Genomic DNA, 23,612 nt, shown 5'->3' with positions numbered 1-23,612 from the left:
GGAGGAAGGGGGCGCCCTCCCCCGATTGGGGGTGTCCGCTCAGCGTCCGGCGGCGACGTCGGCAAGCGCGTCGGGATGGGTGAACTGCGGCAACACGCCGGCTCCGGCCAGGTGGACCACCCGCAGGTCCGGCGCGCCGATCCAGGCGGGATCGGGCTGGCCCTCAAGGCCGGCCGACAGCACGACCGTCCAGTCGTATCCGCCCAGCCCCCCAGGCGGCGTCCAGCCGTTGGCGTAGGCAGCGTGCTCGGCGGCGAATCCCCGGGCCGAGCGGGCGCATAGGGCCTGGATGTCGCGGACGAGGAATTCCCGCACGGCGGGGTCGCGCAGCATCTCGGCGTCGATGGGCAGGTCGCTGAAGACCTTGTCGAGGATCTGGCTGAGCAGCTCGGTGGTGACCTGGCGGCGCAGCAGCTCGGCGAAGGTGGCCACGAGCTCGGGATTGCGCAGCAGACGCCGCTGGATCCCGGCGCCCACGGTCGCCCGGTCGTCGACCAGGGAGGTCGGCGTATGCGGGTTGAGCAGCATCGCTCGGCCCAGCAGTTCCGGGAAATCGCTGGCGAAACGGAGCGCCACGGGGATGCCCGTGTCGCGGGCCAGCATGTGGGCCCGCCGCAGCTTGAGGCGGTCGACCACGGCGGCGAGGTCGGCGGCGCCGGCCGCGGCATAGTCGCCAGCCGCCGGGTCGGTCAGGCCGAAGCCCGGCCGCTGTACGACGATGGGGCGCAGACCGCGCTCGGCCAGGGCGCGCCGGAACCCCTCGGGAATGCGGCGGCCCGCGGCGGCCCCGTGGAAGACCAGCAGGGGCTCGGCGTCGTAAGGTCCGTAGTCGAAGAGGGCCACGCGCCGGGCGCCGTCGAGGGCGGCCACGATCCGCAGGCGACCGCCGCCCGCCTCCTCGCCCAGCAGCGGCTCGGCAGCCGAGGCCACGGCGACCAGTTCGCGCGCCTCCACCAGCAGGCGGGCCAGGTCCTTGGCGCCCTTCGCCCCGGTCTTCTGCAGCACGGCCTTCATGTGGCTCTTGACGGTCTCGGGGCTGAGGCCCAGCGCCTGGGCCGCCTCGCGGGTGGTGGACCCGCGCGCCACGAGCGCGGCGGCCCGCGCCTCGGCGGGGGTGAGGGAAAAGGCGCTCTCCGCCAGGGCCTCGTCCCCGCTCGGGACATCGCCCGTCACGCACATGATGGCGATCAGCCGGCCGATCAGCTCGGGCGTGCGCCGGACGCCGGCCTTGGCGTGGATGCGACGAACGGCGTCGCGCGCGGTCTCGCGGCCCACGCCCACGTCGGCCGCCGCCACGTCGAGGTTGGGCGCGAACAGCAGAGCCTCGGCCAGCCGGGCCTCCAGCGCCGTCAGGTCCAGCGCGCGGGCGGCGCGGCGCGCCAGCTCGGACGAGCGGGACGGCGCGCAGACGACGACGGCGAAGCGGTCGGGGGCGGCGCGCAGGGCGTCCGCCGCGTCCGGCCCCAGCGGCCAGCGGACCGCCGATGAGGCCTCCCCCACCCAGGCGGTGAACGCCGCGCCCGCCGCGCCCTCGACCAGGCTGACCACCGGGCCCTCGCGCGTCGCGCGCTTCAGCAGAGGCCGTAGGTCGGCTGAATCCGGGAAGATCTCGAGATAGCCGGGATCGGCGAAACAGACCTGACCGCGGCCGTTGAGGACCGCAGCCGCCAGCGCCCGGCGGTCTGCAATGGCGCCGGCCATGGGCGGCAGGGCGTCGGCGGCCGCCGCGAGGTCTTCCCTCGCATGGCCGCTGTCGGCCAGCAGCGCATCCTCCACCACCGCCCAGGAGTCCAGCAACAGCTCCACCGGGGCGCCGGAGGACGCACGGGTGCGGAGGAGGTCGGCGAGACGAGCGGAACTTGGCGGCATGCCGGCGGACTACGCGCCCCCTCGGGACAGTTGCAAGGTTCGTGGAACGCGTTCCGCAAACTTCGAGCCACGGCTATCGCATGCGCCCGCGGCGCGCCATTCGAAGAATCGCGTTACGCGAGTTCCTGCAGGCGTCAGTTGCATTTCGCTTTGATTATGAAGCTTTCCGGGTGAGTTTTGCGGGCGGGCTGAGTCGGGGGCCATGCCACACCATCACCACCCGGCCTTCGTGGCGCTATCGCTGCTGGTGGCCGTCTTTGGGTCATGGACCGCGCTGGACCTGTTCCGGCGGGTGCGCTCCCACATCGGCCGGACGCGCCAAGTGTGGCTGGGGACTGCCGCGGCGGCCATGGGCGCCAGCATCTGGTCCATGCATTTCATCGCCATGCTGGGCTTCGATCCCGGCGGCCCGGTCAGCTACGACGCGAGCCTGACCCTGGCCTCGCTGGCCCTGGCGATCGGGGCGACCTGGGGGGCGTTCTTCTCGGCGGCGCGGGAACGGACAGGCGGCGCCTTTGTCACGCTGGCCGGCGCGTTCATGGGCGCCGGGATCTGCGCCATGCACTACGTGGGCATGGCGGCGCTGCGGACGAACGTCTCGTTGCGGTACGATCCAGCTCTGGTCTCGCTGTCGCTGCTCATCGCGGTGGTGGCCTCGACGGCGGCGTTGCTCGCGGCGCGGCGCGAGCGGGCGATGGGCTGGCGCACCGCGGCAGCCGTCATCCTGGGCGCCGCCATCTCGGGCATGCACTATACCGGCATGGCCGCGCTGACGATCGCTCACGGGGCCGGGCCGGCCGTGCTGCACGACGGCGCGCCGCCCTACGTCATGGGGGCGGCCGTCGCGACGGGGACGCTGCTGATCCTCTTCCTGGCCCTACTGGCCTCGTTCTACGACCAGCGACTGAACGTGCTGGCGGCCCTGGACGCTGGCGGCGTCGGCTATTGGGAACTGGCCCTGCCCCAGATGGCGCTGCAAGTCTCCCCGCGCGGCAAGGCCTTGTTGGGCCAGGATGTCGAGGCGCCGTTCGGGCTGCCGGAACTGATGGCCCTGCTGCCGCCTAGCGACGAGTCCCGGCGCGAGCGGCTGGCCTTGGCTATCGAGAGCGGCCGCGACTACGACCTGGAGCTTCGCGTCGCGAGCGCCCCAGGGCCACGCTGGGTCGCCATCCGCGGCAAGGTGGTGGACGAGGCCGGCGGGCGTCCGCGTCGCATGGTGGGGGTCGTCTTCGACGTCACCGAGCGGCAGGAGGCCTTCGGCCAGGTCGCGGACAGCGAACGACGCCAGCGGCTGCTGATCGACGAGCTGAACCACCGGGTGAAGAACACCCTGGCCGCCGTGCAGTCGATCTCGCGCCAGTCGGCCAAGCGCGCCGGTTCGATCGACGACTTCCGCGAACTGTTCGAAGCCCGCCTGATCGCCCTGTCGCAGACCCACAACGCGCTCACCCGCAGTTCGTGGGAGCGGGCGCAACTGCAGGAGCTGCTGCAGCAGCAGTTAGGCCCCTATCCGAAGGACCAGGTCGAACTGGCGGGCCCCGAGGTGAACCTCGCGCCGCGCGAGGCGCTGGCTTTGGGGATGGTGTTCCACGAACTGGCCACCAACGCGGCCAAGTACGGCGCCCTCTCGGCGCCGGGCGGCTGCGTGCGGCTGAACTGGACGGTGCTCCCTGGCGGCGCGCGACCGCAGCTTCTGCTGGACTGGGTCGAGACGGGCGGCCCTGCCGTCACGCCGCCAAGCCGGCGCGGCTTCGGGATGCGCATGGTGCAGGGCGCCGTGATGGGCGAACTGGGCGGCGCGGCTGACCTCAGGTTCGAGCCGGTCGGTTTCCACGGCGCCCTGTCGATCCCGCTCGAATTCGGACGGGCAGATGAACCTAGGCTGAATCCGGGGGTTCAGGACGGGTTCAGCGCGACAGGTCTCTCCTGAGCGCTGGAACGCGCAACGAGGACCCGACATGAAGTATCTGTTGTACGCCACCGTCGCCCTGGCCACCGTCGCCGCGCCGATGGCCGCATCGGCGCAGCCCGGCCACGAACGACGGGAAGACCGCCGCGAACTGCGTGGCGATCGCCGGGAGCTGAAAGAAGATCGCCGCGACGCCCGCCGCGACGGCGTGGTCACCCCCCGCGAACAGCGCGAACTGGCCCGCGACCGGGCCGAGGTGCGCCGCAGCCAGGCGGAAGTCCGCTACAACCGCGCCCGCGCCGACACCTGGCGCGACCGCGCGGAATGGCGCGGCTATCGCGGCGCGCGTCCGGGCTACTGGTACGCGCCCGGCTATGGCTATCACCCGGTGACGCGCGGCTACACCTGGCGCCGCGGCGCCTACGTCCCGCGGGCCTATCGCGGCTACTATGTGCAGGATCCCTACTACTACGGCCTGCGCGCCCCGCCTCCCGGCCATCGCTGGGTCTATGCTGACGGAAATTTCGTGCTGATGGCCCTGGCCACCGGCCTGATCGCCAGCGTCGTCGCCAACGGCTACTAGAACCGCAGCGAGGGGGAAGGGCGACCTTCCCCTTTTTCGCGCCTAGAGCCTGTCCGGTTGAAACGGATCCATCTGAACTGGATAAACAGGCTCCAAATCAAAAGTTTAGAGCGCGCCGGCGGGCTAACCGGCTTCCACTTAACGCTGACGCGCTCTAGTGCAGCGTCGAGGCCTGGGCGCCGTGATCCGGGTTGCCCGCCCGGGGCATCGACAGCACGAGCGCCGAGCCCTCGGCGTCGGCTCGAAGCGCCACGGCGGCGCCTAGCTGTTCGGTCATGGCGCGCAGCAGGTAGCCGTTGGTCACCGAGACCAGGACCCCGTCCACGCCGTCACCGGCGCCTGAGATCGCCACTTCGGCCTGGCGGGCGCCAGTGTCGAACCGGATCCGCAGCGGGCCGGCCACCCCGGTGTCGAACAGAGCACCCAGGCACTCGGCCAGGGCGACGCCCAGCGAGGTGGCTTCCTCAACCCCGAGCGTGAGGCCGGAAGGCTGGACCTGGACCCGCTCGAAGGCTTGCTCACGGGCGGTGCATACAGCGCGCGCCAGGGCGGCGGCGAAGGCGTCGAAGTCCACCGCCTGATCCGCCCGGCCCCCCAGTTCGCGATGGACACGCGAGATCAGCAAGGTGCGCTCCATGGCGCGCCTCAGACTGTCGGCGACGGCCGGCTCAGGTTCGCCCTTGGCCTGCAGCGCCAGGACGCCGGCCACCAGGCGCATATGGTGGCTCATGCGCTCGTTCAGTTCGCGGAACAGGCCCGCATGGCTGTCGGCGACTGCCTGAGCGCGGCCCAGTTCGGATGAGACCGCCTGGAGCGCCCCCGTCAGGCCGGTAATGACCACGATGGCCACGGCGCAGGTGACGCCGAAGAACACGAAGCCGGTCAGGATCTGCGGTGAGGCCTTCCAGGCATAGACGGGTTCGACGAAGCACCAGAAGGCCAACAAGGCCGAGACCGCCGCGGCGGCCGTGGCCTGCCGGCGCCCGAACGCATAGGCCGCCAGGATGACCGGCGGATAGAAGCAGGAATAGGCTAGGCCCCCGCCCAGCACCGACTGCATCGGGAGGCGGATGAAGAAGGCCGCCGCGACGAGGGCCGCGGTCCATAGCCAGGGCATGATCGACTCGTGAACGCCGGACGGCGCGCGCCGGGAGAACCAGGACAACATAGCCGGGGTCTAGCACAGGCCGGCTTGGCGTGCTTGACCGAACGGACACAAAGGTGGGCCATGAACGACCGCGACGTGTACCTGAAGCTTTCCGCAATCGCCGAGGAATTGCTCGGGCTCTCGCAGCAGGCGGAGTCGATCGTCGGCCAGACCGCCCTCCATACCGCGGCGGTCACCCTCGCCGGCACGGCCAAGGCGGTCTACGACCACTGTTTGGGCGGCGAGGAGCATTAGCGGGAAGCGCGGTCCCGGCGGGCTGGCGATGGCGACAATCGGTCGGTAGCTTCAGCGGATGAAGCTCACCCTGTTCGCCGCCGCGGCGGTTCTCGCCGCCTCTCCCGCCCTCGCCCAGAACCTGTGGATCTCGGGCGGGCCGATCTACACCGGCGTTGAGGCCCAGCCGACCGCCGAGGCGGTGATCGTGCAGGGCGGCAAGATCACCTTTGTCGGCGACCCGAAGACCATCCGCTTCAAGCTCGACCCGACCACCGAGACCATCGACCTGAAAGGCGCCGCCCTGTTCCCGGGCTTCACCGACGCCCACGCCCACCTGCGCGGGATCGGCGAGCGAGAACTGTCGCTGAACCTGGAGGGCTCCAGGTCGGCGGCCGAGGCGGCGGGCCGGGTGAAGGCCTATCTGGCCGCGCGAAAGCCGGCCGGGCCGGTCTGGGGGCGCGGCTGGATCGAGACGGGCTGGCCCGAGGGACGGTTCCTGAACCGCGGCGACATCGACGCCTTCTCGGGCGGGCAGCCGGTGCTGCTGGTGCGCGCCGACGGCCACGCGCTGGTGGCGAACTCCGCGGCGCTGAAGGCCGCGGGGATCAACGAGACGACCCGGGCGCCGGCGGGCGGCGAGATCCTGAAGGGGCCTGACGGGAAGCTGACCGGCATGCTGGTGGACAACGCCATGAGCCTGGTCCGCAAGCTGCAACTTCCGCCGACCGAGGCCGACCGGCGCGCGGCGTTCGACGCGGCGTTCAAGGTGGAGGCGGCCTACGGATGGACCGGCGTCCATTCCATGAGCGTTGACTGGAAGGACGTCGGCCTGTTGGAGGCGCTGAACGCGCAGGGCAAGACGCCGCTGCGGGTCTACAACGCCGTGGACGCCGACCAGGCTGGGCCGCTGTTCGCCGGCGGGCCGCGGGCCACCAAGGACGGGCGGGTCACCACGCGGGCGATCAAGCTGTACGAGGACGGCGCCCTGGGTTCGCGCGGCGCCGCCCTGTTCGAGCCGTACGCCGACGCGCCCGGCACGACGGGCTTGGTGCGCACGCCGCCCGCGACGATGCGCGAGGCCATGGCGAAGGCGAAGGCCGCGGGCATCCAGGTCTCGGCCCACGCGATCGGCGACCGCGGCAACGCCAACGTGCTGGATCTCTACGGCGAACAGGCCGTGGACGGCCTGCGCTGGCGGATCGAGCACGCCCAGATCGTGCGGCCCGCGGATATCCCGAGGTTCAAGCAACTCGGCGTCATCGCCTCGATGCAGCCCAGCCACGCCATAGGGGACCTGCATTTCGCGCCCGCCCGGCTGGGCGAGCAGAGGCTCAACGGCGCCTACGCCTGGGAGAGCTTCCTGAAGTCGGGCGCCGTGGTGGTGGGCGGCTCGGACGCGCCGGTCGAGCGCGGCGACCCGTTGATCGAGTTCTACGCCGCGGTGGCGCGCAAGGACCTGAAGGGCTTTTCGGCCGCCGACTGGCATCCCGAGGAGGCGTTGAGCCGCGCCGAGGCGCTGAAGCTGTTCACCTCGGCCGCCGCCTACGCCCGCTTCGCCGAGAGCGAGCTGGGGACGATCGAGGTGGGCAAACGGGCGGACCTCACCGCCTTCTCGGTCGACCTGATGAAGGCCCCCGAAGCCGAGATCCCCAAGGGCCACGCCGTGCTGACGGTGGTCGATGGCAAGGTGGTCTATCGCCGGCCCTAAAGCGCGTGCAGCCAGGCCCTGAGCGGCTCGTGCACGAACCGGAACAGCGCCGCCAGCAGGACCAGCCAGACGAGCAGGCCCAGCGCGCGCGCCACGATCCGGTGGAGCGGGGTGGGCCGGGCGGAACCGGTGAAGCGCTTCAGGGTGGCGGGGCGATAGTTCGCCTCGGGATTGTCCATCCGCTGGATCGCCGCCCAGGAGAGTTCGGCGCGGGTCTTCGGTCCCTGGCGGTCACGGTAGCCGGTCAGGAAGCCCAGGAAGTCGAATCGCCAGGCCGGCAGGGGCCGCCCCTCCCTGTCGATGCGCCAGTCGGCGTAGGGCGTGCGCTCGGTCTTGGCGCGGGCCAGCTCGGACGCACCGCCCCATTCGAACTTCAGGCCCGCCTGCAGCGCGCCCACCGCCACCCAGACCAGGGCGCCGCTGGATAGCCCGCGCTCGGCATTGCCGCCGCCCACCGAACCGTGCCCGCCCGGGAACCAGCACTGCTGGAACGGACGGTCCCAGGGCTGCACGAAGCCGGGCCGGTCGGGGTAGTCCACCTGGAGCCCGTTGTTGATGGCCCATTCGCCGTTGAGGCGGTCGATGTTGGCGACCTCGGTGACATCGAAAACCTTGCGGTCCTCGTCCAGCGCGCAGGCGTGGCGCAGCGACGAGATCAGAGAACTAGCCCGGGTGTCGTGGAAGCGGTACCGGCGGTTCAGCAGGGTCGACACGAACGGGATCGAAGGCGGCAGGCCCAGCGAGCCGACCGTGTCCCACAGGCCCAGGTACATCATCCGGTAGATTTCCAGCGGCGGCGGCTCGGGCGGCGCGACCTCCTTCTCGGCGGCGTCGGAATCCACCCGGGTCATGCGGACCGCGCGGCGCGCCCAGATGTCGGGCGGATGCGCCGAAGGCTCGCGGGAGGTGTCGAGCGGCGCCTCGGACAGGTCCTCCGGCCCGCTGGCGATCGGCCTGTCCGTGCCGGGCACCCGCGCGCCATAGCTGGCCCGGAAGGCGATCAGCTCGGAATCCGAGGGCGCGGCCTTGCTGCGGTACAGGCGGATCGCGTTGGGAATCTGCTCGAAGCAGTCGCGCCGCACGATGCCGCACTTGCGGATGAGACCCGCCAGGCTTCGCGCGGTGTAGGCGCCGCGGCTGAACCCGAAGACGAAGATCTCGTCGCCCGGCTCGTAGTTGAGGACCAGGAAGCGGTAGGCGGCCTCGATCTTCTCGTCGATCCCGCGGCCGAGAGCGCCACCCAGCAGGCTGACCAGCCGGTCGACGAACGGCGAGACCCCGGTCGCGACCCCGACGCCGGCGTCGTAGAACACCACCTGGTCGCGGCCGTCCCAACCTTGGCGGGAGACGCATTTCGCCAGCCGCGCCACATTGGTCAGGCTGGGCATCCGCAGATCGTTCCAGGTGCCGTCGCAGAAGACGGCGAGGCGCTTTCGCCCGTCGCGTGGGCGCCGTGCGGTCGGCTTCGCGGTGGGCATCGGCAGGCCCTCCCCCTCGGTCACCACACTCTAGGTTGATCACGACGCCGCTTCAACCAGGCCTGAGCGTCGGAAACCCCACGGAACAGGCGGGCGTGATGGGGGTTTGGGCAGCGCCCCAACCTAAACCCGGAGAGCGCCATGAGCCTGACCAACGCCGACGTCCAGGACCGCCTGTGGAAAGCCGTCGAAGACCATCACACCGGCATGCTGGGCCTGACCCACGACAGCCACCACTTCCAGCCGATGACCGCGTTCGTGGAGAAGGACACCAACACCTTGTGGTTCTTCACCCGTAACGACACCGACCTCGCCCAGGCGGTGGCGGGGGGCGCCGGCGACGCCGCGTTCATCTTCCTCGACCGCAAGCTGCAAGCCTGCATCGACGGCCGCCTGACGCTGTCCCACGACCGCGAGCGGATCGACCGCTACTGGAACGCCCACGTGGCGGCCTGGTACCCGGAAGGCAAGGACGACCCGGCTCTGACCCTCCTGCGCCTGGACGTCTCCGAGGCGGCCGTGTGGATCACCGAGGGCGGCCTGATCAAGTACGCGCTGGAGGTGGCGAAGGCGAACGCATCGAAGAGCACGCCCGACGTGGGCGAGCGGCGCGACCTGAATTTCCACTGAGGCTGAGGGGACAGCCCTGCCGCGGCGCGGAAGACCATCGCATCGCGGCGGGGCTGCCCAACAATTGATTCGAGCTGATTCGCCGCCGGTAACCGGCCCCAGCTATAGTTGGGTCGACTATCCGACGCCCGGCCAAGCTGGCGCGAACCTCTTATGTTAAACTTAGTCACCACGATTTCGCCTAAATCCGCGAATGCCCGAAGGTAAGTGTCGTGTACTCGACAGTCTGCTTCAGCGACCGCCGATAACTTGAAACCCAAGCCGTAGAACGGCGTTTCAAGTCCCCGATGCAGAGGCCCGCCCCCCTGTTACAGAACAGCCTGCTGGAAGCGCTTCCGGCGCAGGACCAAGCCTTGGTCGCTCCAGGTCTCGTCCAGGTCGACCTGGAGCGCGGACGCCTGCTTTACGATCCCGGCGATCCGATCGAGCACGTCTATTTTCCGCATGACGGGGTCATCTCGCTGATGACCCTGATGGAGAATGGCGCCGCCATCGAAAGCTCCACCATCGGGCCCGAGGGCGCACTAGGCCTGATGGCGGCCGTCACGCCGCGCCAGTCGCTATCGCGCGCGATCGTCCAGACGCCCCTGCGCGCGGCGCGCATCGGCGCCGACAGGCTGCACGAGGTCTGGGAGAAGAGCCCCGCGCTTCGCGATCTGGTCGACCGCCATACCGAGGCGCTGTACGGCCACGCGATCCAGTCGGTGGCGTGCAATGCGCTGCACTCGGTGGAGGCGCGGTTCTGCCGCTGGCTGCTCACCTGCCACGACCGCATCTCGAGCGACACGGTGGCCCTGACCCAGGAATTCCTGGCCGACATGCTGGGCGTGCAGCGCACCACGGTGACCGCGGTCGCCCGCTCGCTGCAGGAGAAGGGCATGATCCGCTACCGCCGCGGCGTGGTGGACATCATGGACCGGGCCGGCCTGCAGGCGCTCACGTGCGAGTGCTACGGGGTCATCCGCAACCACTACAAGCGCCTGCTGGGGACCTGAGCGTCGCAGGCCTTCGGACGGGTTGCCGCGCTCGTCGCGAGCCCATTGCGCGGGATCGGTTTTCCCCTTTTGGTGCGTCTCGATGGGGAGTTTGGAGCCGAACGGGGCTCCCGCCAGTCGAGAAGAGACCGATGATTTCCAATACGCGCAATTTCCTGCTGTCCGCCGGGGCGGCCGGCGCCCTCGTGTTCGCCGCCAGCGCGGGCCAGGCGCATGAGGAACATGCCTGCGCCGATGCGGCCTGCACCGCCGAGTTGCTGTTCGAGGCGGCGGATGCGCCGACGGGCGGCGGCATGGACGCCGCGTCGCTGGCCGCCCCGCGGTACGGGACGTGGGGCTTCGACCTCTCGGGCATGGACCGCAGCGTCAAGCCGGGCGACGACTTCTTCAAGTTCGCCAACGGCAAGTGGGACGAGCGCACCGAGATCCCGTCCGACCGGGTGCGCTACGGCAACTTCAACAAGCTGCGCGAACTGTCCGAAAACCGCATGCACGCGATCCTGGAGGACGCGGCGGCCGGCAAGCTGACCGACCCCGACGCGGCCAAGATCGCCGCCGGCTACGCGTCCTTCATGGACGAGGCGCTGGCCGAGAAGCTGGACGCCAAGCCGATCGCGCCGGAACTGGCCCAGATCCGCAAGGTGAAGAGCAAGGACCAGTTCACCGCCCTGATGGCCAAGGCCAACACCACCGGCTTCTCGACCCTGTTCCCGGTGGGCATCAACGTCGACGCCAAGAGCCCGATGAAATACGCGGTGACCACCACCAACGGCGGCCTGGGCCTGCCGGATCGCGACTACTATCTCCAGCCCAACTTCGCGGAGAAGAAGGCCAAGTATCAGGCCTATGTGGCGCAGATGCTGACCCTGGCCGGATGGGAAAAGCCCGCCGAGAACGCCAGGGCCATCGTCGAGTTCGAGACAAGGCTGGCCGAGGCGAGCTGGAGCCGGATCGAACGCCGCGACCGCGACAAGACCTACAACCCGATGTCGCCGGCCGAGCTGACCACCTTCACGCCCGGCGTCGACTGGAACCGCTACCTGACGGCCGCCGGCCTGCCGAAGGTCGATCGCGTCGTGGTGACGACCAACACCGCCTTCCCGAAGGTCGCCAAGATCTACGCCGACACCCCGCTCGAGACGCTGAAGGCCTGGCAGGCGTTCAAGGTCGCCGACGGCGCGGCGCCCTATCTGTCGAAGCGCTTCGTCGACGCCAACTGGACGTTCCGCAGCAAGGAACTGGCCGGCCAGCCCGAGCAGCAGGCGCGCTGGAAGCGGGCCGCCGCCTTCATGGACAACAGCATCGGCGAGTCCGTCGGCCGCATCTACGTGGCCCGCTACTTCCCGCCGGAGTCGAAGGCGAAGATGGACGCCCTGGTCGGCGACGTCCGCACCGCGCTGAAGGCCCGGATCGAGACCCTGGCCTGGATGGGCCCGGAAACCCGCGGCAAGGCGCTGGAGAAGCTCAGCAAGTTCACCGTGAAGATCGCCTACCCCGACAAGTGGCAGGACTATTCGAAGCTGACGCTCAAGGCCGACGACCTCTACGGCAACGTCCTGCGCTCGGGCGCCTATGACTGGCAGCGCCAGGTCGACCGGCTGAACGGTCCCGTGGACAAGGGCGAGTGGGGCATGACCCCACAGACGGTCAACGCCTACTACAACTTCGCCAACAACGAGATCGTGTTCCCGGCGGCGATCCTGCAGCCGCCGTTCTTCGATCCGGACGCGGACCCGGCCATCAACTACGGCGGCATCGGCGGCGTGATCGGCCATGAGATCAGCCACGGCTTCGACGACCAGGGCCGCAAGAGCGACGGCGACGGCGTGCTGCGCGACTGGTGGACCGCCGAGGACGCCACGAAGTTCAAGGCGCAGGCCGACCGGCTGGGCGCGCAGTACTCGGCCTTCGAGCCGTTGCCGGGCGCGAAGGTGCAAGGCGGCCTGACCATGGGCGAGAACATCGGCGACAACGGCGGGCTGAGCCTGGGCCTCGACGCCTACCGGGCCTCGCTGAAGGGCCAGCCGGCGCCGGTGATCGACGGCCTGACCGGCGAGCAGCGCGTGTTCCTGGGCTGGGCGCAGGTGTGGCGCGAGAAGAGCCGCGACGAGGCGCTGCGCCAGCAGGTGGTCACCGACCCGCACTCGCCGGCCTACTATCGGGTCAACGGCACGATCCGGAACGTGGCGGGCTGGTACGACGCCTGGAACGTGCAGCCGGGCGACAAGCTCTACGTCGCGCCGGATCAGCGGGTGAAGATCTGGTGAGCTAGCCGACCAGCTGCGCCGCGCCGAACGCCAGGCCGCACAGCAGTGCGGTCTGGCAGGCCAGCGCCGCCAGGGGACGCCAGCCCATCGACTTCAGGCCGGCGATCGAGGTCTTGGCCCCCACGGCGACGACGCCCGCGCCGATCAGCAGGTTGGACGCGAAGGTCGCTGCAGGCAGCACCTGGGCCGGGACCACGCCCGTGCTGCGCAGGCCCGCGAGGGCGAAGAAGGCGATGACGAAGCCCGGAAGCAGGACGGCGCGGCCCACCCCCCTGCTCTCGCCCTGCCCGCCGCGCGCGCCGCTGGCGAACGAGAAGGCGACCGCCGTGACCACCAGGGCCAGCAACGAGACGCGGACCAGCTTGACGGTCACAGCCATGTCGCCCACGGCCGGCGAGACGGAGTAGCCGGCGCCGGCCACCTGGGCCACGTCATGGATCGAGGCGCCCAGGAAGATCGCCGCGGCCTGGGGCGGCAGGCCGGCGACGTGGGCGATGGCCGGATAGGCCAGCATGGCGAGGGTGGAGAGCGTGGCGACGACGGCCACGACATAGCCCGTCTGGCGCTCGGTCTCGGCGCCCTTGGGCAGGACCGAGGCGACCGCCATGGCCGCCGACGCGCCGCAGATCGCCGTGGCGCTGGCCGACAGCATCGAGAAGCCGCGGGGCAGGCCGAACAGGCGGCCTATGCCCGAGCCCAGGGCCAGCGTCAGGGCCACGCAGCCCAGCACCAGCAGCAGGGTGGTCACGCCCAGGTGGGCGATGTCGCCCAGGACGATCCGCAGGCCCAGCAGCGCGATACCGGCGCGGAGCAGCGGCCGCTCGGCCACCTTAAGGCCCGGGGAAAGGTCGAGGCGACCCGCCAGCGGGGCGGCGATCAGGAACCCAGCCACCAGGGCGAACGGCGCCACGGGCTGATGCACGGCCGTCGCGACCCAGGTGGCGAGGCCGGTGAGCAGGAGGGCGACCGCCAGGCCCGGCGCCCAGGCGGGAAGCGGCTTGCGCCCCGGCTTGGGGGCGGTGCGGTGAGTGACCATCCGCTCGTGCAGTTCGCGGATGCGGCGGCTGCCCGAGGTCTGGAAGGCGAACGGGAACAGCCCGTGCAGCAGGCAGGCGCAAGCGCCCACAGCCATGGTCGAGGAAAAGCCCCACGCCGAGCGCAGGTGCTCGAAATAGCTTTCGCCCACCGTCTCAGGGTGCTGCGTGAAGGCCTTGAACATGTGTGTGCCGACCCGGCTCGGTGAAACGAGCCTCTAATCATGGGGCGGCTGGCAGGAATATCATTGTCGATGACTGCGAGGATCACGCCGGAGAGGAGAATGAAAATCTCCCATTCCAACCACAAAGAGTTGAAACTCCTATCGACGCAGCCACATCACTGGATGAGACCCTAAACCCCCGCTCCTGAGTCGTTGCGTCCACGGCCCCGACGCGTCCGTATGCTCGAACGACGAATGAAACTCATGGGTGTGGGGCTCAACCATGAAATGGCTGGTTTTGGGCGCGGTGATCCTGGCGGCCGCCCTGTTCGTGAAGGACAAGGCTCACGCGGCGCCGGCCTGGGCGCCGCCGGTGGCGGCGAGTAGCCGCTAGTCCCGGCGCGGCACGCCGAAGGCGCGCAGCTTGGCCGGCAGGCGGGTGGCATGGCGCGTCGCCTCACGCATCGAGTCAAACGGCGTCGCGTCACACTGCGCGGCGACCCACTCCATGGCGCCGTCGGCCGCGAGGCGCAGATAGGCCGGCCCATCGGCGGCATAGTCGGCGATCCGGGCCACGAAGGCCGGAAGCGTGGTGATGTCACGGGTTACGATCGCGGCGGTCATCCGATTTCTCCCTGAGCTCGCGCGGAGCCTCTCTTGAGGTGAAATCTAGGCCCGCCACAGGGCCGCTAACCATTTCGTCCGAATACCTACGGGACGGCCCGTAGGGGGATTCTACGGTGGCGCAGCTCAGCCGTGGACGAGGCGACCGCCGATAAAGGTGGCGCGGACGTGTGCCGACGACGGCGAGGCGAGGACGTCGGCGCGCGGGGCTTCCAGCAGGCAGAGATCGGCGGGCGCTCCGGATTCGACGCGGCGGGCGCGCCGCCCAGGCGCCGCGGGATCGTCGAGGTAGAGGCCCAGCGCGTCGGCCGCGTCGAGCCGCTCGTCCGCGCCCAGCACGAGGCCACGCGCGGTCCGGCGGTCGACGGCTGCAGCGATGCCCAGCCATGGGTCGGGGTCGGCATAGGGCGCGTCCGAACTGCCCGCCAGCGGCACGCCCGCCGCGACCAGGCTCCTCAGGCGATAGAGGTCGGGTTGGTCCTGCGGCGCGACGTGGGCGGCGTAGCGGTCGCCCCGCTCGTGGACAAAGGCGGGTTGGGTGACGACTGTCAGGCCGAGACGCCGGAGGGTCGCGATGGCTGCGGCGGGGATCACGCCGCCATGCTCGACGCGATCGCCGACGACCGCCCCCGCCGTTTCGAAGGCAGCAAGGGTCAGGGCCAGTTCGGCGGCCGTGACGCAATGGACCGCCACGGGGCGAGCCTGCTGGCGGGCAGCGGCGATGCGAACCAGGAAGTCTTCGAGGTCGGGCAGGCTGTGGTCGTCCAGCAGCACCTTGACCGGCCCGACCGCGAAGGCGCCGTCGGCCGGGGCCGTCAGCGGGCCGCCGCTCATCAGCGTCAGCCGCTGGGGCAGGTCGCCCGCGCGATGCGCTCGAGCCAGCAGGTCCGCGGCCGATGCATCCGTGCCCACGCTGGCGTCGGTGAGGGCGGTGATCCCGCAGGCGGCCAGGCGCGCGCCGATGGGGGCCAGCGGCGGCGGGCGGGCGCCGATCCGGCTGCGCAGCCAGGCGTCGCCGCGCCAGAGGCGGCCGGCGTCGCGCTCCAGGCCCGGCGGCTCGTCCCCTTCGCCCAGGGCCTCCAGGGCGAGGCTGTTCAGCACCCAAAGCGAGCCCGTCTGGTGCTGGACCCGCAGGCGGTGGCGCGGCGCGAGGCGATCGAGCTCGTCGCGGGTCAGCTCGCCCGCGAGGGTCTCGTGGTAGCCCAGCACCCGAATCCAGTCGCCCAAGGGGCGCACCGCCACGGCCTCGGCGATGCGAGCGGCAAAGGCGGCGGGCGTGGCGACGTCCTCGACGTCCACGGAGTCGGCGCGGGCGGCCAGGCCCAGGATGTGGATGTGGTGGTCGCAAAGGCCGGGGATCAGCGCCCCGCCCTGCCCGTCCAGGTCATCGTCGCCGCGCAGGCCAACGCCGATCTCCGCGATGCGCCCGGCCTCCAGGCGCACGTCGAGGCCGGCCCGGCCCTCGATCTCGACGTTGCGGATGACGAGGCTCATGCGGGGCGGCTCAGGCCGGCGATGGACGCGGCGCCGGCGGCGATGTGCGCGAGGGAGGCGCAAACCACCTGACCACCGTCGTCCAGCAGCGCGTCCAACGCGCCAACCGCCGCCGCCATGCCGGTCAGCGGATCCGCCAGGGCGTCGCCCAGGAAGCGCGGCTCGCCACCTATCCAGCGAACGAGCCCGCCGGCCGCAGCCGCGTCGTCTCCGAACGCCACCCGCTCACCGGCCGCGCCATACCAGCCATAGCCGGTGATCGCGACCCAGACCCCGCCCGGCGAGCGCTGCAGCATGTCCTTAGGCTGGAGCCCCAGCGAGGCGAGGCCGCGCGGCCTCGAGGACGAGATCACGATATTCGCCGTGGCCACTTCCTCTCGCAACCAATCGCGGTGCGTGGGGTCGGCGAGGTCAATGGTGACGTCGGTCTTCGCGCCGTTGAGGCGTCCGAAGAAGTCCGGCGTCGAAATGCGGGTGGGATCGGGGCGGCCCGAGGTCTCGACCTTGATGACCTCGGCGCCCATCGCCGCGAGGATCGCGCCGCACATCGGGCCTGCCCACAGCGCGGAGAGGTCGACCACCTTCAGCGGCGCACCGGCGAAACGCCTCAGGCGGAAGCCCTCGATCGCCGTGGGGGCCTGCATGTGTTTGAGGTGCAACTCACCCACGCTGGAGACCGGAAGGCCGAGCAGCGTCGCGTCGGCGATCAGGTCGGCGCGGCCTCGACCGGCGGCCAGCCGCTCGACCTGATCCCAGGCGTCCTCGCCGAACTCGCCGTGCAGCCAGGCGGGGATCAGGTCTCGATCCTCGTCGCGGGCGAGGTTCACGGCGATCCAGCCATCCGCCGCGCGGACCATCCGGCAGGCGCCGTTGGGCGAAATCCGGCCGGGTGGCGCGAGCGGCAGGTGGCCGGCGCGGTCGGTGACGCCCAGGGACGAGGCGTCCACGCGCAGGCCTACACGGGCCGTTCGGTCGGCCACGTCGGCGTACAGGCGGTCCAGCGCCGGCTGGATGGGGCTCACGCCGCCACCTCGTCGACGAGGCCCCATGCGAGCGCGGTCGCGAGGTCGATGTCGGCGCCCGAGATGGCCATCCAGCAGGCGCGACGGCGGCCGACCCGGCGCGGGATCGTGGCCGTGCCGCCCGCGCCGGGGATCAGGCCCATGGCGACCTCCGGCAGGCGGAAGTGAGCGCCGGGTCGCGCCGCGACGCGCGCCGCGGCGGCTGGGACCTCGATCCCAGCCCCCACGCAGGCGCCGTGCACCTCGACGGTCAGCCGCTCGCCCAGCGCCAGCGCCAGCCGAGCCGGCGAGCGCAGCGTGCGGATCAGGTGCGCCTGGCCCGGATCGTCGGCGCGGCCGAACTCGTCCAGGTCGCCGCCGGCGCTGAAGGCGGGGCCGGCGCCCGAGAGACGGACCGGCGGAGCGTCGGGGTGCTCGAGCGCGAAGGCCAGGGCCTCGCACAGCTCGTCGCGCATCCGCGCGTCGAAGGCGTTGCGGGCCGCCGGGCGGTTGAGCTGCAGGCCCAGCGTCTTGCCCCGGGGGTCGATCAGGACTCGCGGGGCGCGCTCGTCCGGCCGTTCGCGCGGAGGATTGGCGGCGCGCCAGGCGCGGAAGCCGTCCGACGCCAGCAGCATCGAATAGGCCAGGGACTCGTGGACCAGGGCCTGGTCGAACGCGACGTCCAGGGTGGTGCGGAACACCTGGGCGGCCACTGCGGCCGCCACCGGCTGTGCGGCCACGGCGGCGCCAAGCTCGGCGATGGCGGCGTCCAGGCGCGCGCAGGCGAAACCGACCCAAGGGCCGGGCGCGGCGGGATCGGCGCTGAACAGGATGTCGAATGGATCGAGCGCGCCGCCGGGGACCGGCCCGTCCCGATGCACGCCCAACTGCACGACGCCCGGCGTGTGCGCGAGCGGCGGGGGATCGCGCCCCATCTCGGTCACCGCCAAGCCCGCGCCGCCCAGGGCCGTCAGGTCGGCGAGGACGAGGTTGGTCACGGCCCCCTCCCCCTACGGGTGAGGAGCGCAAAAGGGTGACCGACCACAGTCATCGGCTCAAGCCGCGGCGGGCGGGGCGCTCATCTCGGCCTTGAGCTGGCGGCGGAGCAGCTTGCCGGTGTCGTTGTAGGGCAGCGCGTCGCGGAAGGCCCAGACCTCGGGCGTCTTGCTGGAGCGCAGGCGTTCCTTCACCCACGCGGCCAGGTCGGCGGCGGACGGCGCCTCGCCCCTGGGAACGATCACCGCGGCGACCTTCTCGCCCCACTGGTCGTCGGGGACGCCGAGCACCGCCACGTCGTCGACGGCGGGATGGGCACGCAGGACGTCCTCGATCTCGCCCGGGCTCATGTTCTCGCCGCCGCGCACGATCACATCGTCCAGGCGGCCTTCCACGAAGAGGTAGCCCTCGTCGTCCATCCACCCGCCATCGTTGGTGGCGAACCAGCCGTCGTCGGCGATCGCCTTCTTGCCCGCATATTCGCCGCTGACCTGTTCGCCGCGCACGTAGATTTCGCCGGACTGGTTGGGGCCCAGGACGGCGCCGTCCGGCCCGCGGATCTCCAGCTCCAGCGACGGCAGCGGCTTGCCCACGGATCCCAGGCGGCGCTGCACCGCCTCGTCGTCGGAATAGATCGCCATGCGGTGGTCGTCGGGGCCGAGGACCGAGATGGTCGAGCTGGTCTCGGTCAGGCCGTAGGCGTTGACGAAGTCCACGTGGGGGAGCAGGTCCAGCGCCCGCTGGATCACCGGCAGCGGCATCCGCCCACCGCCGTAGCTCAACGCCTTTAGCGCCGGCAGGCTCTCCTCCCGCTCGGCCAGAACGTCGAGGATGCGGCCCAGCATGGTGGGCACGACCATGGCGTGGGTGATTTCCTCGGCCGCCGCGGCCTCGACCCAGGCTTCGGGCGTGAAGGCGTCCAGGTGCACCAGGCGGCGGCCGCCATAGACGCCGGTCAGCACGGCCGAGATCCCGGCGATGTGGTAGGGCGGCACGCTGACCAGGGCGGCCTCGCCCTCCTCCGCGCCCAGGAACTCCACCGTCGAGATGACGTAGCTGGTCAGGTTGGCGTGGCGCAGGATCGCGGCCTTGGGCTCGCCCGTCGTGCCGCTGGTGAACAGCAGGACCGCGATATCGGGATCGGCCCAGGGCAAGTCCTCGGGCGGTTCGGCGGCGCTGGCGGCCTCGAAGGCGGAGCGCGGAACGACGGTCACACCGGGATGGGGCGAGAGCCGGCCCAGCATGTCGTCGTCGACCACCGCGACGGACGGCGAGGTGCGCGCCACGAGCCGGTTCAGGTCGGCGTCGGGCAGGCGGTAGTTGAGCGGCGCGAAGGGCTTGCCCAACAGGCCCGCGGCGAACAGCGCCAGCGGCAGGGCCGGCCCGTTCAGGCCGAGGAAGGCCACGGTATCGCCGCCCTGTTCCGCCAGCCAGGCCGCGCCGGACCGCGCGCGCCGCCGCGCCGCCTCGAAGGTGAGGCCATCGGCCCGACGGCCCAGCGCCAAGCGATCGGGCGCCGCGTCGGCGGCCATGTCGAGCAGGAGGGCCGTATGCATGGGTTCAGTCCGAGGACGGCAGCTTCTTGGCCTCGGTCGCGCCGATGGCGCGCCCATCGATGCTGAGCGAGCCGGCGCCGGCCTTGGAGCACAGCACCTCGAGGCCGGTCTCGGGATCGGCGTAGCGCTTGCCGGCCGCGCTGCCGGCGGCGTGTGCGTCGGACAGGACCAGGTCGCCGGCGCGGGTCTCGGCATGCGCGATCACCGGGTGGCCGCCGCATTCCAGGCTGACCGGCGACTTGGCCGGCCGCACCACCACGAACTCGCCGTCGCACACCGCGCTCTTCCAGCGCGACCCAGGTTTCAGGTCCATGCACTCACTCCCTTTTCCGGAAGTGTAGCGCGCGGCGACGGCCCGTGCCTACCGAACCTTCGATTCAGAGTTCCCTTGGGGGATGGCCTCAGACGCCGCCCGCGGCCGCCCGCTGGCGGGCATTGAAGGTCGGGCAGTTCACGGGATGGCCGCCGCAGCAGTCCTCGACCAGGAAATCGAGCAGCCGCCCCACCTGATCATAGGCGGCGCTGTAGATGATCGAACGGCCTTCACGGCGCGATGTGATCAGCCGGGCGTGGCTCAGCACCGACAGACTGCTCGAAAGGGTGTTCTGCAGCATCCCCAGCTGACGCGCGATCTCGCCCGCGGCGATCCCGTCAGGCCCCGCCTGGACGAGCAGGCGGAAAACCTGCAGCCGCCGCTCGTTGCCGAGGGCGGAAAAGGCTTCGGTCGCGGCGGATTCTTCCATCAATCTGGAAAACTCGAAGTTGTATCAACCCGTTGCGTCGACTCGCCGACGAAAATGCAATTGCGAACGACTCTCATCCACATATTAACGACGTTCACCCCACCTCGTCGAGGGCGCCGCGGCGTCCAAACTCGAAAGTAGAGCTCCCGGCAGCGAAAGTGCCTGAATTCGCGCCGCAGGCGAACCGCTTTGTTTTCTCAATCACTTCGGGATATCTCGAAACTAAGTTCGGCGAACCGGCGTCCCGTGACGCCACCCGCCGCGGGGAACGGTAGACATTACTATGAAAACGCTTTCACTCGGCAAGTTCGCGCTGGCCCTGACGGCCATCACCGCGCTGGCTCTGCCCGCCGCGGCCAACGCAGCCACCTACATCTCGTACCTCGAGTACAAGAACAGCGACCCGGATACGGCCGTCTCGCCGTTCGGCAAGGTGACGCTGACCGAGATCGCGCCGAACCAGGTCGACGTGGTCGTCTCGCTATTCAATCCGCAGGTGGGCTTCCTGAACACCGGCAACGGAGACAACAAGGCTCCGTTCACCTTCAACCTGACGGGCGACTACGACGTGGCCGTCTTCAACACGGGCGCGCAGGACTTCGCCGACGGTGGCTTCGGGTCGTTCCAGAACAACAACTTCGGCATCTACACGAACAAGATCGACTGCTGTAACGGCGCCACGGGCGGCGCGGCCTACGATCCGACCGACCTGCATTTCGTCGTGACCAACCTGGCGCCGGGTGGAACACTGACCTTCGCCGGCGCCGGTGCGGTCTTCGGCCCCGACGGCCGGTTGGTGACCGAAGGCTCGGGCCCGCGCTTCCTGTCGACGGTCGAGACGACCATCGCCAACAAGAACGGCAAGGGCGGCAAGACCTATCCGGGCGGCTTCTGGTTCTCGGCCGATGTGATCACCAATACCGGCGCGACGTTCAACGTCGCCGCCCGCGACGCCTTCCTGCTCACGCCCGTTCCCGAGCCGAGCACCTGGGCGATGATGATCATCGGCTTCGGCGCCGCCGGCGCGGCCCTCCGCCGCCGCCGCACCGTCACTGCGTAAACGGCATTCACCGCAACGTGACACGAAGCCCCGGCTCGCCGGGGCTTCTTTTTTGCCTGACGACTCGAAGTCACGTCGGGATTTTCTTATTTAATTCAATAATTTCCATTCTGGGCCGTCACAGACTCAACTCGTTGGGAGAACACGGTCATCTCTGGGTTGTTTGATAATTCGACGTATCACGATTAATCATTTCCAACGCATGGGGACGAATCAACCCGGTCACCGCCGCTTCAGGAAGTGGCCGTTGGGGGTACTGAAAATGCACGTCAGATCGCTTCTCACCGCTGTCGCCGCCACGGCGCTCGCGGCCGCGACGAACCCGGCATCCGCCGCAGTCATCATCACCCAGGGCAACCTGCCGGGCAGTCTCGACACCATCCTGCTCGACGGCTCGGACGATGGGACCGACAACGAAATCCTGGGGCTCTCGAACGAAGGCTGGACCGTCAAGGTCACCGGCAATGAAGACATCTCGCCCTCGAACGGCGGTGGAGGCCAGGTCTGGGTGGCAGGCTCGGACGGCGGGCTCACCTTCCTCGACATCTCGACCCCCGGCTCCACCTTCAAGGCCGCCGAGATCAACATCAACGCGCCCAACAAGGTCGAATGGTCGATCACCCTGAAGGGCTTCGACGCCTCGGGGGTGCAGTTCACCCAGTACGTCGACAAGAACCTGAACCCCTACGCGCTCGGCCCCGTGACGCTCGGGGACTTCAGCAACAACAGCTTCTTCAACTTCAAGGCCACGGACGGCGATGTGTTCACTCACATCAGCTTCCAGACCTCGGCCGACGTGGGCGTCGGCCAGATCCGCCTTGGCCCGCTCACCGCCGTACCCGAGCCGGCCACCTGGGCGATGATGATCATGGGCTTCGGCGGCCTCGGCGCGCTCATGCGCCGTCGGCGGTCGATCCTCGCGTAGGGACCCCTACAAAACCCGACGCGAACAGAGGCCCCGGCTCCCCGTCCGGGGCCTCTTCATGTCTGCCTCCGGCCGAGGGAGACGGAACCTGTGCTTGCAGGGGACGGTTTCCTCTACCCAGAAGCACGAGGAGACTTCCCATGCGCATTCCGCTGTTCGCCGCCGGCCTGAGCCTGGCGCTGGCCGCAGCCGCGCAGGCCCAGACGCCCGCGAAGCCCGGCGAAGCCGCGCCGGGCACGGTGAACCCGCCCGCATCGAGCGCCGCGCCCGCCACGACGCCCGCCACCGCGCCGCCCGCAGTCGACACCAGCGCCACGACCTCTCCTTACAAGACCGGCATGCTGGTGAAGGACACCCAGGGTTCGACCATCGGCCCGATCGCCCGCGTCATCCGCACCCCGGACGGGGCGACCACGGTCGCGGTCAGCGTCGACGGGCGCAACGTGAACCTGCCCGCCTCGGCCCTCACCGTCGCCCCCGACGGCGGCGCGGTCAGCTCGATGAGCAAGGCGCAGATCACCGCGTCGACGGCGCCGCCCACCTAAGCCAGGCTCAGCGCGGGCGAGCCGCCGCCGCGATCAGGCGGCTCGCCATGTCGCAGACCGGCTCGAACACGTCGAGCCGTCGCGACCAGTCGTGCGGCAGGTCGCCCAGGCCGTGAGCCACGCCCCAGAGCTGGCCCGCCAGCGAGGCTGTGGTGTCGCTGTCGCCGTCGTGGTTGGCGGCCAGGCGCAGCGCGTCGTGGAACCCCTCCGCCCGCAGCACGGCGTAGAGCGCGATGGCCAGGGCCTCGTGCCCATCCCACCCCTGCCCCAGCGCCGGGACCGCCGTTTCAGGCGCCGCGCCGCCGGCAGCAAGCGCACGTGCGGCGCGGACCGCGGCCAGGACTTCCGCCCCGCCCGGCGCGCTCTCCAGGCGGGCCTCCATGCGGTCGAGGGCCTCGCCCAGGGGCGTCTCGTCGAGCAGGTCCCGCAGCAGGCTGGCGAAGGCCGCGGCGCTGAGCCGGCCGCTAGCATGGCCGTGGGTGAGCGCGGCGGCCCCGTCGCCCAGCCGGAAGGCGGCGTCGGCATCGATGGCCGAGAGCAGGCCTAACGGAGCGACCCGCATCACCCCGCCGCTGCCCTTCGAGTCGTTGATCGGCGCCTCCGGCGTCCCGCGCGCGCCGGCCTTCAACGCCTGTCTCTTATAAACA

General features: G+C 70.5%; 22 protein-coding genes. 10 read left to right on the top strand and 12 right to left on the bottom strand.

Annotated elements, in window-relative coordinates; all coding sequences use genetic code 11:
* Positions 1 to 39: 39 nt before the first annotated feature.
* A complete protein-coding gene (locus ACODSY_RS17150; RefSeq protein ID WP_488952993.1) occupies positions 40 to 1,869 on the bottom strand; it encodes an alpha/beta fold hydrolase in 1,830 nt (609 codons plus the stop codon).
* Positions 1,870 to 2,071: 202 nt separating this feature from the next.
* Between ACODSY_RS17150 and ACODSY_RS17145 the strand changes: the two genes are divergently transcribed.
* Complete coding sequence (locus ACODSY_RS17145) at positions 2,072 to 3,799, top strand: MHYT domain-containing protein (protein WP_488952992.1); 1,728 nt, start codon at positions 2,072 to 2,074, stop codon at positions 3,797 to 3,799.
* 28 nt (positions 3,800 to 3,827) lie between these two features.
* Positions 3,828 to 4,361: an RcnB family protein gene (locus ACODSY_RS17140; protein WP_488952991.1), complete on the top strand. Its 534-nt coding sequence runs from the start codon at positions 3,828 to 3,830 to the stop codon at positions 4,359 to 4,361.
* A 154-nt stretch (positions 4,362 to 4,515) separates the two neighbouring features.
* Here the strand turns inward: ACODSY_RS17140 and ACODSY_RS17135 are convergent, their stop codons facing one another.
* Positions 4,516 to 5,478, bottom strand: a complete 963-nt coding sequence (locus tag ACODSY_RS17135) for a DUF4118 domain-containing protein (RefSeq protein ID WP_488952990.1) — start codon at positions 5,476 to 5,478, stop codon at positions 4,516 to 4,518.
* A 111-nt stretch (positions 5,479 to 5,589) separates the two neighbouring features.
* Here ACODSY_RS17135 and ACODSY_RS17130 point away from each other — a divergent pair, with 111 nt between their 5' ends.
* Together ACODSY_RS17130 and ACODSY_RS17125 are read left to right on the top strand one after the other, a co-directional pair.
* Positions 5,590 to 5,763: a hypothetical protein gene (locus tag ACODSY_RS17130; protein WP_488952989.1), complete on the top strand. Its 174-nt coding sequence runs from the start codon at positions 5,590 to 5,592 to the stop codon at positions 5,761 to 5,763.
* A 58-nt stretch (positions 5,764 to 5,821) separates the two neighbouring features.
* Positions 5,822 to 7,453 (top strand): amidohydrolase, encoded by a 1,632-nt coding sequence (locus tag ACODSY_RS17125; RefSeq protein ID WP_488952988.1) that lies wholly within the window; start codon positions 5,822 to 5,824, stop codon positions 7,451 to 7,453.
* Here ACODSY_RS17125 and ACODSY_RS17120 read toward each other — a convergent pair.
* Positions 7,450 to 8,955, bottom strand: coding sequence for a T6SS phospholipase effector Tle1-like catalytic domain-containing protein (locus tag ACODSY_RS17120; protein WP_488952987.1), 1,506 nt, complete (start codon positions 8,953 to 8,955; stop codon positions 7,450 to 7,452). The two genes, ACODSY_RS17125 and ACODSY_RS17120, sit on opposite strands and share 4 nt — an antisense overlap.
* A 117-nt stretch (positions 8,956 to 9,072) precedes the next feature.
* On the opposite strand from ACODSY_RS17120, the gene ACODSY_RS17115 reads away from it, so the two are divergent.
* From ACODSY_RS17115 to ACODSY_RS17105, 3 genes are all read left to right on the top strand, one after another.
* A complete protein-coding gene (locus ACODSY_RS17115; protein WP_488952986.1) occupies positions 9,073 to 9,561 on the top strand; it encodes a pyridoxamine 5'-phosphate oxidase family protein in 489 nt (162 codons plus the stop codon).
* Positions 9,562 to 9,848: 287 nt separating this feature from the next.
* Positions 9,849 to 10,556 (top strand): Crp/Fnr family transcriptional regulator, encoded by a 708-nt coding sequence (locus ACODSY_RS17110; protein WP_488952985.1) that lies wholly within the window; start codon positions 9,849 to 9,851, stop codon positions 10,554 to 10,556.
* 131 nt (positions 10,557 to 10,687) lie between these two features.
* On the top strand, positions 10,688 to 12,823 hold the full coding sequence (locus ACODSY_RS17105; RefSeq protein ID WP_488952984.1) for a M13 family metallopeptidase: 2,136 nt from the start codon (positions 10,688 to 10,690) through the stop codon (positions 12,821 to 12,823).
* A 1-nt stretch (position 12,824) separates the two neighbouring features.
* Here the strand turns inward: ACODSY_RS17105 and ACODSY_RS17100 are convergent, their stop codons facing one another.
* The 8 genes from ACODSY_RS17100 to ACODSY_RS17065 all read right to left on the bottom strand — a co-directional run bounded on the left by ACODSY_RS17100 (position 12,825) and on the right by ACODSY_RS17065 (position 20,435).
* Positions 12,825 to 14,042 (bottom strand): putative sulfate exporter family transporter, encoded by a 1,218-nt coding sequence (locus ACODSY_RS17100; protein ID WP_488952983.1) that lies wholly within the window; start codon positions 14,040 to 14,042, stop codon positions 12,825 to 12,827.
* Positions 14,043 to 14,411: 369 nt separating this feature from the next.
* On the bottom strand, positions 14,412 to 14,645 hold the full coding sequence (locus ACODSY_RS17095; RefSeq protein WP_488952982.1) for a hypothetical protein: 234 nt from the start codon (positions 14,643 to 14,645) through the stop codon (positions 14,412 to 14,414).
* 126 nt (positions 14,646 to 14,771) lie between these two features.
* Positions 14,772 to 16,139, bottom strand: a complete 1,368-nt coding sequence (locus ACODSY_RS17090) for an amidohydrolase family protein (protein ID WP_488952981.1) — start codon at positions 16,137 to 16,139, stop codon at positions 14,772 to 14,774.
* Entirely contained in the window at positions 16,136 to 17,161 is a 1,026-nt protein-coding gene (locus tag ACODSY_RS17085; protein ID WP_488952980.1) for a CoA transferase, read from the bottom strand. Before ACODSY_RS17085 ends, ACODSY_RS17090 begins: the two co-directional genes overlap by 4 nt.
* Positions 17,158 to 18,138 carry an enoyl-CoA hydratase/isomerase family protein gene (locus ACODSY_RS17080; protein WP_488952979.1) on the bottom strand — a complete coding sequence of 327 codons (981 nt, stop codon included), beginning with the start codon at positions 18,136 to 18,138 and terminating at the stop codon, positions 17,158 to 17,160. The genes ACODSY_RS17085 and ACODSY_RS17080 overlap by 4 nt, the downstream gene beginning before the upstream one ends.
* Before the next feature lie 57 nt (positions 18,139 to 18,195).
* Complete coding sequence (locus ACODSY_RS17075; protein ID WP_488952978.1) at positions 18,196 to 19,692, bottom strand: class I adenylate-forming enzyme family protein; 1,497 nt, start codon at positions 19,690 to 19,692, stop codon at positions 18,196 to 18,198.
* Positions 19,693 to 19,696: 4 nt separating this feature from the next.
* Positions 19,697 to 20,005 carry a hypothetical protein gene (locus ACODSY_RS17070; protein ID WP_488952977.1) on the bottom strand — a complete coding sequence of 103 codons (309 nt, stop codon included), beginning with the start codon at positions 20,003 to 20,005 and terminating at the stop codon, positions 19,697 to 19,699.
* An 88-nt stretch (positions 20,006 to 20,093) separates the two neighbouring features.
* Entirely contained in the window at positions 20,094 to 20,435 is a 342-nt protein-coding gene (locus ACODSY_RS17065) for an ArsR/SmtB family transcription factor (protein ID WP_488952976.1), read from the bottom strand.
* Positions 20,436 to 20,718: 283 nt separating this feature from the next.
* Between ACODSY_RS17065 and ACODSY_RS17060 the strand changes: the two genes are divergently transcribed.
* From ACODSY_RS17060 to ACODSY_RS17050, 3 genes are all read left to right on the top strand, one after another.
* Positions 20,719 to 21,495 (top strand): PEPxxWA-CTERM sorting domain-containing protein, encoded by a 777-nt coding sequence (locus tag ACODSY_RS17060; protein WP_488952974.1) that lies wholly within the window; start codon positions 20,719 to 20,721, stop codon positions 21,493 to 21,495.
* A 262-nt stretch (positions 21,496 to 21,757) separates the two neighbouring features.
* Entirely contained in the window at positions 21,758 to 22,420 is a 663-nt protein-coding gene (locus ACODSY_RS17055; RefSeq protein ID WP_488952973.1) for a PEPxxWA-CTERM sorting domain-containing protein, read from the top strand.
* A gap of 140 nt (positions 22,421 to 22,560) precedes the next feature.
* On the top strand, positions 22,561 to 22,965 hold the full coding sequence (locus ACODSY_RS17050) for a hypothetical protein (protein ID WP_488952972.1): 405 nt from the start codon (positions 22,561 to 22,563) through the stop codon (positions 22,963 to 22,965).
* Positions 22,966 to 22,972: 7 nt separating this feature from the next.
* Here ACODSY_RS17050 and ACODSY_RS17045 read toward each other — a convergent pair.
* Positions 22,973 to 23,612: ADP-ribosylglycohydrolase family protein (locus ACODSY_RS17045; RefSeq protein WP_488952971.1), on the bottom strand; the 640-nt coding region annotated here is incomplete at its 5' end.

The organism is Phenylobacterium sp. FG114, from assembly GCF_057809855.1.
Note: the sequence above shows the minus strand (reverse complement) of the source record. Positions and strands in the feature narration are given on the sequence as shown.

What these genes read in the sequence shown, in the direction of transcription:
- ACODSY_RS17125 (WP_488952988.1), top strand. Translation starts at nt 5,822, where the DNA reads ATGAAGCTCACCCTGTTCGCCGCCGCGGCGGTTCTCGCCGCCTCTCCC.
- ACODSY_RS17145 (WP_488952992.1), top strand. Translation starts at nt 2,072, where the DNA reads ATGCCACACCATCACCACCCGGCCTTCGTGGCGCTATCGCTGCTGGTG.
- ACODSY_RS17130 (WP_488952989.1), top strand. Translation starts at nt 5,590, where the DNA reads ATGAACGACCGCGACGTGTACCTGAAGCTTTCCGCAATCGCCGAGGAA.
- ACODSY_RS17090 (WP_488952981.1), bottom strand. Translation starts at nt 16,139, where the DNA reads ATGAGCCTCGTCATCCGCAACGTCGAGATCGAGGGCCGGGCCGGCCTC.
- ACODSY_RS17150 (WP_488952993.1), bottom strand. Translation starts at nt 1,869, where the DNA reads ATGCCGCCAAGTTCCGCTCGTCTCGCCGACCTCCTCCGCACCCGTGCG.
- ACODSY_RS17105 (WP_488952984.1), top strand. Translation starts at nt 10,688, where the DNA reads ATGATTTCCAATACGCGCAATTTCCTGCTGTCCGCCGGGGCGGCCGGC.
- ACODSY_RS17140 (WP_488952991.1), top strand. Translation starts at nt 3,828, where the DNA reads ATGAAGTATCTGTTGTACGCCACCGTCGCCCTGGCCACCGTCGCCGCG.
- ACODSY_RS17135 (WP_488952990.1), bottom strand. Translation starts at nt 5,478, where the DNA reads ATGCCCTGGCTATGGACCGCGGCCCTCGTCGCGGCGGCCTTCTTCATC.
- ACODSY_RS17055 (WP_488952973.1), top strand. Translation starts at nt 21,758, where the DNA reads ATGCACGTCAGATCGCTTCTCACCGCTGTCGCCGCCACGGCGCTCGCG.
- ACODSY_RS17115 (WP_488952986.1), top strand. Translation starts at nt 9,073, where the DNA reads ATGAGCCTGACCAACGCCGACGTCCAGGACCGCCTGTGGAAAGCCGTC.
- ACODSY_RS17060 (WP_488952974.1), top strand. Translation starts at nt 20,719, where the DNA reads ATGAAAACGCTTTCACTCGGCAAGTTCGCGCTGGCCCTGACGGCCATC.
- ACODSY_RS17075 (WP_488952978.1), bottom strand. Translation starts at nt 19,692, where the DNA reads ATGCATACGGCCCTCCTGCTCGACATGGCCGCCGACGCGGCGCCCGAT.
- ACODSY_RS17070 (WP_488952977.1), bottom strand. Translation starts at nt 20,005, where the DNA reads ATGGACCTGAAACCTGGGTCGCGCTGGAAGAGCGCGGTGTGCGACGGC.
- ACODSY_RS17065 (WP_488952976.1), bottom strand. Translation starts at nt 20,435, where the DNA reads ATGGAAGAATCCGCCGCGACCGAAGCCTTTTCCGCCCTCGGCAACGAG.
- ACODSY_RS17095 (WP_488952982.1), bottom strand. Translation starts at nt 14,645, where the DNA reads ATGACCGCCGCGATCGTAACCCGTGACATCACCACGCTTCCGGCCTTC.
- ACODSY_RS17100 (WP_488952983.1), bottom strand. Translation starts at nt 14,042, where the DNA reads ATGTTCAAGGCCTTCACGCAGCACCCTGAGACGGTGGGCGAAAGCTAT.
- ACODSY_RS17050 (WP_488952972.1), top strand. Translation starts at nt 22,561, where the DNA reads ATGCGCATTCCGCTGTTCGCCGCCGGCCTGAGCCTGGCGCTGGCCGCA.
- ACODSY_RS17110 (WP_488952985.1), top strand. Translation starts at nt 9,849, where the DNA reads ATGCAGAGGCCCGCCCCCCTGTTACAGAACAGCCTGCTGGAAGCGCTT.